General features: G+C 72.2%; 13 protein-coding genes. 7 read left to right on the top strand and 6 right to left on the bottom strand.

What is annotated here, in order from left to right:
- The 3 genes from ACWC21_RS30910 to ACWC21_RS30900 all read left to right on the top strand — a co-directional run.
- The coding region (locus ACWC21_RS30910; protein WP_450886561.1) for an MMPL family transporter at positions 1 to 1,842 on the top strand (1,842 nt) is incomplete at its 5' end.
- 113 nt (positions 1,843 to 1,955) lie between these two features.
- On the top strand, positions 1,956 to 3,248 hold the full coding sequence (locus ACWC21_RS30905; protein WP_450886559.1) for a sensor histidine kinase: 1,293 nt from the start codon (positions 1,956 to 1,958) through the stop codon (positions 3,246 to 3,248).
- Positions 3,245 to 3,925: a response regulator transcription factor gene (locus tag ACWC21_RS30900; protein ID WP_450886558.1), complete on the top strand. Its 681-nt coding sequence runs from the start codon at positions 3,245 to 3,247 to the stop codon at positions 3,923 to 3,925. Before ACWC21_RS30905 ends, ACWC21_RS30900 begins: the two co-directional genes overlap by 4 nt.
- A 13-nt stretch (positions 3,926 to 3,938) precedes the next feature.
- Here ACWC21_RS30900 and ACWC21_RS30895 read toward each other — a convergent pair whose 3' ends face one another.
- On the bottom strand, positions 3,939 to 5,540 hold the full coding sequence (locus tag ACWC21_RS30895; protein ID WP_450886557.1) for a helix-turn-helix domain-containing protein: 1,602 nt from the start codon (positions 5,538 to 5,540) through the stop codon (positions 3,939 to 3,941).
- A gap of 187 nt (positions 5,541 to 5,727) precedes the next feature.
- Here ACWC21_RS30895 and ACWC21_RS30890 point away from each other — a divergent pair, with 187 nt between their 5' ends.
- Entirely contained in the window at positions 5,728 to 6,444 is a 717-nt protein-coding gene (locus ACWC21_RS30890; protein ID WP_450886556.1) for a DUF4232 domain-containing protein, read from the top strand.
- Between the two features lie 30 nt (positions 6,445 to 6,474).
- Here the strand turns inward: ACWC21_RS30890 and ACWC21_RS30885 are convergent, their stop codons facing one another.
- A complete protein-coding gene (locus tag ACWC21_RS30885; protein ID WP_450886555.1) occupies positions 6,475 to 6,828 on the bottom strand; it encodes a hypothetical protein in 354 nt (117 codons plus the stop codon).
- An 11-nt stretch (positions 6,829 to 6,839) separates the two neighbouring features.
- Positions 6,840 to 7,520, bottom strand: a complete 681-nt coding sequence (locus tag ACWC21_RS30880) for a TNT domain-containing protein (protein ID WP_450886554.1) — start codon at positions 7,518 to 7,520, stop codon at positions 6,840 to 6,842.
- 278 nt (positions 7,521 to 7,798) lie between these two features.
- Here ACWC21_RS30880 and ACWC21_RS30875 point away from each other — a divergent pair, with 278 nt between their 5' ends.
- Together ACWC21_RS30875 and ACWC21_RS30870 are read left to right on the top strand one after the other, a co-directional pair.
- Positions 7,799 to 8,296, top strand: coding sequence for a SigE family RNA polymerase sigma factor (locus tag ACWC21_RS30875; RefSeq protein WP_389144083.1), 498 nt, complete (start codon positions 7,799 to 7,801; stop codon positions 8,294 to 8,296).
- Between the two features lie 66 nt (positions 8,297 to 8,362).
- On the top strand, positions 8,363 to 9,652 hold the full coding sequence (locus tag ACWC21_RS30870; RefSeq protein ID WP_450886552.1) for a hypothetical protein: 1,290 nt from the start codon (positions 8,363 to 8,365) through the stop codon (positions 9,650 to 9,652).
- Between the two features lie 41 nt (positions 9,653 to 9,693).
- Here ACWC21_RS30870 and ACWC21_RS30865 read toward each other — a convergent pair whose 3' ends face one another.
- Positions 9,694 to 10,038: a MerR family transcriptional regulator gene (locus ACWC21_RS30865; protein WP_450886550.1), complete on the bottom strand. Its 345-nt coding sequence runs from the start codon at positions 10,036 to 10,038 to the stop codon at positions 9,694 to 9,696.
- A 540-nt stretch (positions 10,039 to 10,578) separates the two neighbouring features.
- Here ACWC21_RS30865 and ACWC21_RS30860 point away from each other — a divergent pair.
- Positions 10,579 to 10,956: a hypothetical protein gene (locus ACWC21_RS30860; protein WP_450886549.1), complete on the top strand. Its 378-nt coding sequence runs from the start codon at positions 10,579 to 10,581 to the stop codon at positions 10,954 to 10,956.
- Positions 10,957 to 11,083: 127 nt separating this feature from the next.
- Here ACWC21_RS30860 and ACWC21_RS30855 read toward each other — a convergent pair whose 3' ends face one another.
- Both ACWC21_RS30855 and ACWC21_RS30850 read right to left on the bottom strand, forming a co-directional pair.
- Positions 11,084 to 11,404: an SCO5918 family protein gene (locus ACWC21_RS30855; protein ID WP_450886547.1), complete on the bottom strand. Its 321-nt coding sequence runs from the start codon at positions 11,402 to 11,404 to the stop codon at positions 11,084 to 11,086.
- 60 nt (positions 11,405 to 11,464) lie between these two features.
- The gene (locus tag ACWC21_RS30850) at positions 11,465 to 11,812 is read right to left on the bottom strand and encodes a CBS domain-containing protein (RefSeq protein WP_450886545.1); all 348 of its coding nucleotides are present in this window, start codon (positions 11,810 to 11,812) and stop codon (positions 11,465 to 11,467) included.
- Between the last annotated feature and the right edge of the window lie 190 nt (positions 11,813 to 12,002).

Here is a 12,002-nt window from a genome sequence, read left to right as displayed (position 1 = left end):
TACGCGACCGTCACCTACAAGGTCAAGGGCAACGACCTCACCGACGCCGGCAAGACCCGGCTGGAGCGGGCCGTCGACGCGGCCCGTGACTCCGGGCTGACCGTCGAGACCGGCGGGAGCGCGGTGAGCGACCGCGGTGGCGCGGGCGGCGCCGCCGAGGGCATCGGCATCGCGATGGCCGCCGTCGTACTGCTGATCACCTTCGGTTCGCTGGCCGCCGCCGGGCTGCCGCTGCTCACCGCCGTCATAGGTGTCGGGGTCAGCATGGCCACGATCCTGACCCTGTCCCACGCCCTCGGTCTGTCCACGACGACCGGCACCCTGGCGATGATGCTGGGCCTGGCGGTCGGCATCGACTACGCGGTCTTCGTCGTCTCCCGCTACCGTGAGGAGCGCGCCAAGGGCCGTGCGCCCGAGGAGGCGGCCGGGCTGGCGGCCGGCACGGCCGGTTCCGCGGTCGTCTTCGCGGGACTCACCGTCGTCATCGCCCTGGCCGGGCTCTCGGTGGTCGGCATCCCGATGCTCACCAAGATGGGTCTGGCCGCGGCGGGCGCGGTGGTCGTCGCCGTGTTCATCGCGCTGACGCTGGTCCCCGCGTTCCTCGGCTTCTGGCCGAACGCGGTGCTCAGGCGGAAGGCCCGCAGGAGCGGCCGGGTCGAGGAGACCACCGGGGGCAACGGGGACAACGGGGGCACCCGCTGGGCGCGGTTCGTGCTGCGCCGCCCGGTGCCCGTGCTGCTGCTCGGCGTGGTGGGCCTCGGGGCCCTCGCGGTACCGGTGACGTCCCTGGACCTGGGCATGCCCGGGGACGAGGCCAAGCCGACCTCCACCACCGAGCGCCGGGCCTACGACGCGCTCGCCGAGGGTTTCGGACCGGGCTTCAACGGGCCGCTGACCGTCGTCGTGGACGCCAAGGGCGACGCCGACCCCAAGGGCGCGGCCCGCACGGTGTCCGGGAGGATCGCCGCCACGAAGGGCGTCGTGTCCGTCTCCCCGGCCCGCTTCAACCAGGCCGGCGACACCGCGGTCATCTCGGTCGTGCCCTCCACCGCGCCGACCGACGAGCGGACCAAGGAGCTGGTGCAGACGATCCGGGACGAGCGTCCCGGGGTCGAGTCCAGGACCGGGGCGTCCTTCGAGGTCACCGGCACCACCGCGCTGAACATCGACATCGCCGACAAGGTGCAGGCCGCCCTGGTCCCGTATCTCGTGGTCGTCGTCGGTCTGGCCGTGGTCCTCCTGCTGGTGGTCTTCCGGTCCCTCCTCGTCCCGCTCAAGGCGGCCCTCGGCTTCCTGCTGTCGGTGCTGGCCTCGCTCGGCGTGGTCGTCCTGGTCTTCCAGCAGGGGCACGGCGCCGGACTCCTCGGCGTGGAACAGACCGGGCCGATCATGAGCCTGATGCCGATCTTCCTGGTGGGCATCGTCTTCGGCCTCGCCATGGACTACGAGGTGTTCCTCGTCTCGCGGATGCGTGAGGCGTACGTCCACGGCGAGCCGGCCCGCCAGGCGGTCACGTCCGGCTTCCGGCACAGCGCCCGCGTGGTCGTCGCCGCCGCGCTGATCATGATCGCGGTGTTCGCCGGGTTCATCGGCGAGAGCGACTCCATGATCAAGATGATCGGGTTCGGACTGGCCTCCGCCGTCCTCTTCGACGCCTTCGTCGTACGGATGGCGATCGTCCCGGCCGTGCTGGCCCTGCTCGGCGACAGGGCCTGGTGGCTGCCCAGGTGGCTGGACCGGGTCCTGCCCCGCGTCGACGTGGAGGGCGAGGCGCTGAGCCGCGGCGCCGAGGCGGACCCGGCCCCGGCCGAGGCGGCCGAACTGGCGGCGACCCGCACCTGACACCACCGCGCCCCGCGCAGGGGGCCGCCCGTGGCCAAGGACACGGGCGGCCCGTTCGCCGTTCGTCCCCGGAGCCGTTCACGATGGACCCAGCCCACCGACCGGAGAGCACGATGAGCACCACCAGCCCGGAGCGCCGCTACGCGGACCGCCTGGAGCAGTTCACGGACCGCCACCCGCTCGCCGTGGACGCCGTGGTGGCCCTGACGCTGATGGGCTGCGCGAGTCTTGGCAGCAACCTCACCCTGCCCGGCGCCCACCCGCCCGACCAGGACAAGGCCGCCACCCTCCTCATGGGCGTGTCCTGCCTCGCCCTGCTGAAGCACCGGAGCCACCCGCGCAGCTCCGTCGCGCTCACCGCGATCTGCACCGTGGTCACGGTCGCGCTGGGCTACCTGCTCACCCCCCTGCTGCTGGCGCCGATCATGGCGGCGCTCTACTGGCTGGCCACGCAGACCGACCGGAGGACCACCCGCGTCTACGGCGTCACCACCATGGCGGCGCTGGTGGTCGCGGCCGTGTTCTCCGACTCCATGGGCCACGTCTCGCTGCTGCTCAGGACGATCGGCCCGTTCTTCTGGCTGCTGCTGCCGCTCGCCGCCGGCAACATGACCCGGTTGCGGCGCGCCTATCTGCAGGCGGTTCAGGCCCGTGCCGAGCACGCCGAGCGCACGCGGGAGGAGGAGGCGCGACTGCGCGTCACCGAGGAGCGGATGCGCATAGCCCGCGAACTGCACGACGTCGTCGCCCACCACCTGGCCCTGGCCAACGCCCAGGCCGGCACCGCCGCCCATCTCGCCCTCACCAGTCCCGAGCAGGCCAAGAAGATCCTCACCGACCTGACCGGCACCACGTCCTCCGCACTGCGCGAGCTGAAGGCCACACTGGGGCTCCTGCGCCAGAACGACGACCCCGGCTCCGCGACGCTGGAGCCGTCCCCCGGTCTCGCCCGGCTGCCCGAGCTGGTCGCGGCGTGCGCGTCCGCCGGGCTCACCGTCACGATCGGCACGGAGGGTGAGCCGCGACGGCTGTCCCCCGGGGTGGACCTGACCGCGTTCCGGATCGTGCAGGAGGCGCTCACCAACGTCACCAAGCACGCCGCGGCGGAGACCGCCCATGTGCGGCTCGTGTACTCCGGCTCCCGGCTGCTGATCACGGTCAGCAACGACGGGCCGGCCGCCGCTGTCCCCGAGGGGGCACCGAGCCGGGGCTTCGGCGTCATGGGCATGCGGGAACGCGCCCACTCCGTCGGCGGCGAACTGTGCGCGGGCCCCCGCCCCGAGGGCGGCTTCGAGGTCACGACCGCGCTGCCGCTCCAGCCCTCCTCCTCCCTCACCGCCGCGGCCGCCCCGGACGACACCGCTGCCGCCGCGGCCGCCGCTGCCGAAGAAAGCAGGACGCCATGAGCATCCGGGTACTGCTCGCCGACGACCAGGCCCTGCTGCGGGCCACCTTCCGGATCCTGATCGACTCCTGCGAGGACATGGAGGTGGTCGGCGAAGCCTCGGACGGCGCCGAAGCGGTGGACCTGACCCGCGCCCACCACCCCGACATCGTCCTCATGGACATCCGTATGCCGGGCACGGACGGCCTCGCCGCCACGTCCGCCATCTGCGCCGATCCCGGGCTGTCCGCCACCCGCGTCCTCATCCTCACCACCTTCGAGACCGAGGACTACGTCGCGCAGGCGCTGCACGCCGGTGCCAGCGGTTTCCTCGGCAAGGACGTCACCGCCGACACCCTGCTGGCCGGCCTGCGCACCGTGGCCTCCGGCGATGCCCTCCTGTCGCCCGGCGCCACCCGCACCCTCATCACCCGCTTCCTCACCACCCCCGCCCGCGGCGCCCACCTGTCCACCCCGGAACGCCTCGCGGAGCTCACGGTCCGGGAACGCGAGGTCATGGCCCTGGCCGCGGAGGGGAAGTCCAACACCGAGATCGCCGAGGACCTCACGCTGAGCCCGCTGACCGTGCGCACCCACATCCATCGGGCCATGACGAAACTGGGCGCCCGCGACCGTGCCCAACTCGTCGTGATCGCCTACCAGTCGGGCCTCGTACAGGCGGGCCCGCCCGCGCCCTGACCCGGAGGGCGGGTCAGGTGTCCCGTTCGATCCACTCGCCGCCGCCCAGCGGGTAGTCGTAACCCGGGCGGCCCGCGTCCGCGCTGGTGCGGAAGGGGGTGCCGGCGTTGTCGATGTGGACGGTGCCGCGGCGGCTGCCGCTGGACCAGTCCAGGGCGAGGTCCCAGCGGACGTCGTGCGCCTTGGTGTGGGCGGTGACGTAGAAGACCTCCGGATCGGACTCGCTGACCTTGTACGGGAAGTCGCGCTGGCCGTTCCTGACGGTGACCGCGGGGCTGCCGTCGTCCAGGTCGATGTCGAACGACTTGGTCTCGACGCCGCCGCCGCAGCCGACGCCCATCGAGTAGTCGTTCCAGGCGAGCGGCGCGCCCTTGGCGAGGACACGTATGTGCAGGGCCTGCAGGACGACGGTGTCCTGGCCGGTGCCCTGGACGGTGAGCGCGATGCGCTGGTCGCCCGAGGAGACCGCCCCGTACGCGGCGGCCCAGCGCGGGGCGTCCTGCTCGTTCGCCGGCGGGCCGACCTGCTGGGGTGCGCTGTCGACGAGGAAGTGCTGGCTGCACGGGCTGTCGTAGACGTAGGGGCGGGTGCCGACGGTGAGCGGGACGGCGGCGGGGGTGCTGTCGCCCGCGGACCGGCCCGGACCCTGCTTGCCCTCGCCCTTCGGGGCACCGGACCCGGCACCCCGGGAACGGGGCGTCCCGGTGGGAGACTTGGCGGACGACGCGGACGGCTCGTGTCCGCTTCCGCCGGCGGACGGGGTGGCGGAGGGCTGCGCGGGGGCCCCGACGTCCAGGGGGCCGGTGGACGCGGGCACCGTGATGTCACCGGACCGGACAGGCGTCGGCTGCAGCGCGTACGCGACGCCTCCCAGTGCCGCGACCACCGCGACGGAGGCGATCAGCGCGGTGCTGCGACGACGCAGCCGGGAGGGACGGCGAGGCAGCGCGGCCCCGGCCGCCGTGTCGATGACGACCGGCTCACCGTTCTCGGCCCTGGCTTCGGTCCCTGTACCGGGTTCGGTCCCGGTCCTGGCTTCGGTCCCGGTCCTGGCTTCGGTCCCGGTCCTGGCTTCGGTCCCGGTCCCGGCGTCGGCCCCGGTTCCCGTCCCGGCTCCGTTCCCGGCCCCGGCACTGGCCCTGGCTTCGGTTTCGGTTCCGGCCTCGGCTTCGGTCCCGGTCCCGGTCCCGTTCCCGGTCCCGGTCCCGGCTTCAGTCTCGGTCCGGGCTCCGGCTTCGGCCCCGTTCCCGGCCCCGGCCCCGCCCTTGTCCCGTCCGGAACCCCCCGCATCGGCCGAAGCGTCCGGACCGGCGTCCCGAGCCGGTCCCCTCGCCGGGGCCTGGTCCGCCCTGCGCCCACGCGCCGCGTCCGCCAGGATCCAGTGCCGGTGCAGCTCCACCAGCTCCTGCGGCGTCGCCCGGCAGACCTTCGCGAGGCGCTCCACCGGTGCGTACTCGACCGGCACCGCGGTGCCGTTGCAGTAGCGGTGCAGCGTCGACGTGCTCATGTGCAGACGTTTGGCCAGCACCCCGTAGCTCAGCCCCGAGCGGTCCTTCAGCTCCCGCAGCCGCCGTGCGAACGCCTCCGTCTCCCCGGCCTCCCTTGCCCCTGACACCCGTTCCCCTCATTCCCCGCGTTCCAGTAGCGCGTTCCAGGGACATTGCCTTTTCCCTGGTCAGAGCGCGTTTCGGCGTTCCAGCGTCCCCAACTCCCCGCTGTGCGTGGCGGTTGGGACGGATCACCGCACAAGCTTCGGTCATCCAACCACCACCCCCACCCGAACACCGAAGGGGCACGGCACCATGTCCAACCTCCGCACCTCCCGCATCCGTCTCGCCGGCGCCGCCACGACCGTCGCCATCGCCGCGCTCTCCCTGAGCGCGTGCAGCGACGGGACCGGTCTCCACACCGAGCCCCGGCCGGCGGCCGGCTCCGCGAGCCACTCCGCCGCCCCCTCCGCGGGGTCCGCGGCCCCCACTAAGGGCTCGCCCAGCTCGAACGGCTCGGTCCACTCGAACGGCTCGGGCCACTCGAACGGCTCGGGCCTCTCGAAGACCTCGGTCTCCTCCAAGGCGCCCGCCTCCACGGGCACGCCGGTCACCTGTGAGGGGTCCGACACCAGGACGGTCGCGGCCCCGCTGAACCGCCCCGTGAACCACATGCTGCTCACGGTGACCAACACCGGCAGCCGGACCTGCTACCTCTACGGCTACCCGGCCGTCGCTTTCGGCGAGGCCCAGGCCGTGCCGCCGGTCATCGAGGAGTCGAAGCCGCAGGCGGTCGTCACGCTCGCGCCGGGCGAGTCCGGGTACGCGTCGGTGAGCCTGTCCGCCACCGACGGCAGCGGCTCGAACGGCCGCACCGCGAAGACCCTGACCGTCCACTTCCAGGGCCGCTCCGGCAACGGGAGCGTCGGCACGGCCGCCCGTCCGTCACTCCCCGCGAAGGGCGTCTACGTGGACGACTCGCTCAAGGTCACCTACTGGCAGCAGTCGATGGACGACGCCGTCAGCTGGTGACGTCGCCCCCGGCCTCAGCCGCCCCCGGCCTCAGCCGTCACCGGCTTCCCCGGTGCCACGACGGAAGTCCTCCCACGCCTGCCGCTGGATCTCCTCGGCGTTCGACAGGAGCCTCTCCAGGGGCTCCACGGCCGCCGAGGAGGGAGCGGGCAGCCGCGTCAGCGTGTCGTAGAGGTACTCGCAGGCTTCGGCCTCGGTGCCGCAACGCCGCATGACACTGTCCTCGGAGCGTTGCCGCAGCCCGACGGTCCAGGCATCCGCCTCCTGCCGCAGGAAGTAGTAGGCGTCGGGCTGGACGGGCACGTCGTGGACACCGGCGATCTCGTAGAAGGCCTCGGGTACGCCCGCCCGCCGGAGTCTCGCGACGAGTTCCGCTCTGTCCATCAGGTCGTCCGCTACGTCAGTTCCTTCAGCTTGTGCGCGCCCACGAGCGTGGGGATCGTGTCCGTCGTCACGTACTGGAGGCCCAGACCGGGCTGGCCGAACCAGGGGCGGATCGGGCCGGCCTCGACCGTGAACGGCTGGTCGACCCGGTAGAGGTGGTAGCTGAACGGATACTTCGGGACGTAGGTGTCGAGATTGCTGGGCGGCAGCGCACGCTTGGCGTACGGCGTGCCCGCGGGGGCGAGGAAGTTGCCGAGACCGCTGCCGAAGAGGTCGACCAGCTGTCCCTTGCGGAGCGTTACGGGACGCTCGACCGGCTTGCCGTTGTCCAGCAGGAAGCCCTGGTGGTCGGGATACCACCAGCCCGACTTCCCCGTCGCGGGATCCGTCTGCCAGTAGCACCCGAGGAACCAGTAGGCGGAGGTGTGGTCGGTGCGCTGATAACCCCTCAGCATCGCGCCGACGGCGCCCGACTGGGGGAGGTACTTCGGCCCCAGCCGCCAGTCGTCGAGGTAGTAACGCTCGTCAGCCGTCGTCGGCGCGGAGTTGGTCCCGCGGGCACGGTCGGCGGTCGGGCAGTACGTGCTGTGCCCGGGCCGGGTGTGGTCGGCATGGGCCGTGGCCGGCGAGACGCCGATCAGCAGGAGGAGCGATGCGAGGACGCTCCCCGCGAAGGCGCGCAGTACGCGCATCCGGTGTCCCTTTCTCTTCCGGCGCCGCCAGGCGCCGCGTGGGGGCGGGCGGTGGCCGGACCACCGGCCTCGTCGTGTGGCACGCCCAGTTCACGCGCGGCATACGCCAAAGGAGCGAAGGCCTCGCGGCAAGTCACCCGAACCGGTGAGCGGAATTCCTCGGACGGCCCAAGAAGCGGCCATACCGGGCGGGTTGCCGCGCCGATTCCGTCGGCCGCGTAACGCGGGAGCACCCCCACCGCGTGTAAGAGGTGACGTCCGACCATGAAGGGACACACGTGAGGGAAGCACCCGCGGACTACCTGGAGTTCGCAGCCGCCCGCAGCGGACCTCTGTTCCGGACCGCCTGCCTGCTCACGGGCGACTGGCATCTCGCCGAGGATCTGGTGCAGGAGACCCTCGCCAAGATGTACCGGTCCTGGCGGCGGATCAGCCGGGTGGAGGCCCCGGTGGCCTATGCCGACACCGTGCTGGTGCGGACCTTCCTCTCCCAGCGCCGCCGCCGCAGCTCCACCGAGCGCCCCAGCGACCGGCTGCCCGAGGCGGCCGGCCCGGCGCGGGACGCGGAGCTGCGGATGACCCTGCTGGACGGCCTGGCCCGGATGACGGCCAAGGACCGTGCCGTACTGGTGCTCCGCTACTGGGAGGACCGCTCGGTGGAGGAGACCTCACAGGTCCTGCACGTGTCGCCGGGAGCCGTTCGGGCCCAGAGCCGGCGTGCCCTGGAACGGCTGCGTGCCCTGCTCGGCGATCAGTTGGCCGACCTGACCGCATGACGAGCACGGTCCGGCGGCGCTCCTCGCGCCCGGGCCGACCCACGCCCACACGAACGGAGATCCACCATGTCACCCAACGAGGACCGCGACGAGGGGCTGTCCCGCGCCATGAGCCGCGCCGCCGGTGAGTTCCCGCCGCACTCCGCCGACCTGGTGCGGCGGTCCGTCGCTCGGGGCCGGCGGATGAAACTGATCCGCGCCACCCAGGTCGCCGCCGCCACGGCCGTCTTCGCGCTGGTCACCGTGGGCGGCACCATGATCGCCACGGGCGCCGTGCACAGCGTGGGCGGTGACGGCACCCAGGAGCGGAACAGCCCCGGCGCCTCAGGGCACTCCACCGGGCGGTCGTCCGCCGGGGCGCCGGTGCCGGTCAGCGGGGAGGAGATGGTCGGAACGCTGAAGAGTCTGCTGCCGCCCGGCGGCATCGTCTCCGACGCCTCGGGACGGGGGTCGCAGTCGGACGGCCCCCTCGTCTGGCCGACCGCGGAGCTCACCTACTCCACCGGCAAGGGGTCCTCCGGTATCGACATCCGCATCGCGCGGCTGGATCCCGGCGTCCCCGCGAACCAGCAGGGCGATGGCGGCTGCTTTCCGGTCGAGGTGCGCCCGTACGACAAGTGCACCACCCGGAAGCTCCCCGGCGGCGCGGTGCTCAGCACCACGAAGTCGTTCACCTACCCCAACAGCGACACCGGGCAGAAGCGCTGGTACGCGGTGTACACCACCGCCGACGGGGTGCAGCTGACGGTGGAGGAGTTCGGTGGCGGCGGTGAGAAGGCCTCCTCCAGTGCGGCCGAACCACTGCTGTCGATCGACCGGCTGACCTCCATCGCGCGCAGCACGGCCTGGGACAGGGCGATCGCCGCGCTGCCGGCCGACGACCGCCACCCCACGGGCCCCTCGGCCGGGACGAAGCACGTACCCGGCACCCGTATGACCAGTGTGCTGAAGTCACACCTGCCCCACGGCGGGACCGTCTCCGACCTGAACGCGGGCGACGACCTGGTCCAGCTGGTGTACGACGACGGCCGGGGGAAGAACATGGTGGAGGCCGACGCGCAGTACGACATGACCGCCCTGCTGGCCAAGGACATGGGCTGCGCCGGTGTCTCCGGTGAGTGCGAGGCCCGGACCCTGGCCGACGGCACCAAGGTGAAGAAGGTCAAGGGGCACTCGGAGAAGGGCGGTCCGGCCGCGGTGTGGCTGGTCGACATCCTGCGTCCGGACGGCCGCCGGGTGGCGGTGCGGGAGGTCAACTCGTACGCCGAAAGCGCCCCCGTGACCCGCCCGCAGCCGGCGCTGGGCATGGACCGACTGCTGACCGTCGCGCTCGACGAGCGGTTCTTCAGCGGCTGAGCACCGGCCGCCGGACGGCATTCCGGCTGTGGCCCGCGCGTTCAGCCGGAGCCGGAACTGCCCGCCGGTTGGCCGGCGGCACGGCGGTACTCGGCGTTGATGCGCTGCGCTTCCTCGAGCTGGTCCTCGAGGATGACGATGCGGCACGCGGCCTCGATCGGGGTCCCTTTGTCGACGAGCTCGCGGGCGCGGGCGGCGATCCGCAGCTGGTAGCGGGAGTACCGGCGATGTCCTCCCTCCGAGCGGAGCGGGGTGATCAGACGTGCCTCACCGAGGGCTCGGAGGAAGGCGGGCGTGGCGCCGAGCATCTCGGCTGCCCGGCCCATCGTGTACGCGGGGTAGTCGTCGTCGTCCAGACGATCATTCAGTGGGTTGTCCGATGTCATGTCACCTCGCTGTGCAACGCGTCGAGGGGCCCTGGTGCCGTACGGCACCAGGGCCCCGAAGGAAATTGAACACCATCTGTCGGCCCTACTGCTGTGCCGACCTTCTGTTTCCGCTACCCGGCCCGGCAGGGCGGAGCGGGGGATCGCAGCTGCTTGACCGGGGACCACCATCCATTCCGGGGTCTTGCGGTACCCGGGCCGAGTACGGACCGGGCGATCCTGATGGCGTCTGCTCCTCCGTTCCTTCTCGGACCAACCACTGGACGAACCGGTACTGCTGTTGACGGCTCTTCGTAGCCGGCCACCCGCCAGTTCGTGTCTGGCGGATCTCGTTCGACCCTGTCTACGAGAAGAAGCGTACCCATGACAGGAGAGGAAGTCTACTCCGGCAAAGGTAGATTTCATCCTTCCGGCGGACGAGCGAGCCACGCCGCGACCGGGCTCGCCGATTGACCGGGAGCCGCCTCCGGTCGCCCGTGCACCGCTTCACCCCCCCTGCGGGGGGTCGCCGTACGGGTGGGCCGCATATGCTCTGCTGCCATGTCGAATCCTGACGAGCTGCTCGTCGCCATCTCCGCCGCGGTGGAGTCCGGGGGAAGCAATCAGATGTCGCTCACCGTGGTCGTCGGCGGTGCCGTCATCACCGGCCGGCTGGCTCCCGAGGCGGTGTGGCGGGAGCGGGTGGCGGAGGTCCTGAGGGACTCGGACCGTCTCGGCCCGTTCTCGGACGTCTTCGCCCCCGGTCCGCGAGGCGACGACCCCACCGATCGCGGTGCGGCGCCCACGCATCTGCACTTCCATCTCGCCCGGATCCTGCAGGGCAGCCTCGGGATCCCGGAGACGGGCGGTATGTACCGAGTCGCCATCAAGGACGTCAGCGCATGGACCGTGGGCGATCTCAGCTACTCCGACCGGTGAGACGCCGTCCCCGCCCCGTTGACCGGCCGGCGGTTTCCGAGCGGACGGCGGCACAGCGGTGGGGGCCCTGCCGACGCGCGTCGGCAGGGCCCCCACCGGGATCCTGAGGGCGGTTGGCCGCCCGTGCTCATACCGCCTCGAGGCCCGTGCCGCCGAGCAGTGCGGACGCCCTGTGGAGCGGAGAAGGGCCGCCCACGCCCACGGGCGCGGCCTCGGGGTGGTCGTGGCAGACGAAGCCGAGGCGCGTCATGGCCCTCCTGACTTCGCCGGCGGTGAAGTCACGGGGGTCCTGTCGCGTGATGATCCGGCCCACCTGCTTGACGGGGTAGCGGCGGCGGCCGATGGTCACGGACTCACCCGTGACGAGCTCGGGCCGGACGCCCTTCATCGAGGCCAGCACCCCGTCCCTGGTCAGGTCGAACGGATACTGGGCGATGACGCAGCGCATGATGCCTCGCAGGGGGAGAAGTCGCGGGGAGGGAGAACGGGCCGCCCGGGGTGAGGCGGGTCAGGGCACGAGTGTGCGTGCGCCCGGAGTCCGGCCGTACTCGCCGACGCCACCGGCGCGGGCCCCGGGTGAGGGCAGTGATCCGCCGAGGACGTCTCGCAGCCGGATCCGGTCCGTGTACGCGGAACTGCCGCGGAGAACGGCGAGCCGCGCCAGGGTGATCCGACCCGTGCTCTGGTCGTCCCCGTCACACACCGTCAGATACTCGACCCGGGCACCCGCCATGACGGCCAGAGCCACCTCGACGGTCATGTCGTCACACACCCGAGGCCCGTGTCCGTCGATGTCCTCGACCATGGTCAGGGGGGCGGGCTTCGGCACAAGGGACTGCGTCCGCGCTGGCGTCAAGGGTGTCTCCTTCGGGTGAGGGATGGTCGGCCTGGTGGCCCTTGCGGACCACTGAGGCTCCCGGGAGGCCGCGGGGCTCCGGGCACTGCGCCGGCCTAAGGGGTCCTTGCACTATGAGCGCCCGGTGCGGTCGCGTGGTCTGGTGCCGTGCATCGCAAGGCGCCGGAGAGCCCTCGATGGGGGTCCCCCC

It is taken from the genome of Streptomyces sp. NPDC001348, from assembly GCF_053597535.1.
The sequence above is the reverse complement of the archived record's forward strand: the minus strand, read 5'-3'. Positions and strand labels throughout refer to the sequence as shown.

Coding starts and splice junctions, on each gene's coding strand:
- ACWC21_RS30905 (WP_450886559.1), top strand. CDS start 1,956: ATGAGCACCACCAGCCCGGAGCGCCGCTACGCGGACCGCCTGGAGCAG.
- ACWC21_RS30900 (WP_450886558.1), top strand. CDS start 3,245: ATGAGCATCCGGGTACTGCTCGCCGACGACCAGGCCCTGCTGCGGGCC.
- ACWC21_RS30890 (WP_450886556.1), top strand. CDS start 5,728: ATGTCCAACCTCCGCACCTCCCGCATCCGTCTCGCCGGCGCCGCCACG.
- ACWC21_RS30885 (WP_450886555.1), bottom strand. CDS start 6,828: ATGGACAGAGCGGAACTCGTCGCGAGACTCCGGCGGGCGGGCGTACCC.
- ACWC21_RS30880 (WP_450886554.1), bottom strand. CDS start 7,520: ATGCGCGTACTGCGCGCCTTCGCGGGGAGCGTCCTCGCATCGCTCCTC.
- ACWC21_RS30870 (WP_450886552.1), top strand. CDS start 8,363: ATGTCACCCAACGAGGACCGCGACGAGGGGCTGTCCCGCGCCATGAGC.
- ACWC21_RS30865 (WP_450886550.1), bottom strand. CDS start 10,038: ATGACATCGGACAACCCACTGAATGATCGTCTGGACGACGACGACTAC.
- ACWC21_RS30860 (WP_450886549.1), top strand. CDS start 10,579: ATGTCGAATCCTGACGAGCTGCTCGTCGCCATCTCCGCCGCGGTGGAG.
- ACWC21_RS30855 (WP_450886547.1), bottom strand. CDS start 11,404: ATGCGCTGCGTCATCGCCCAGTATCCGTTCGACCTGACCAGGGACGGG.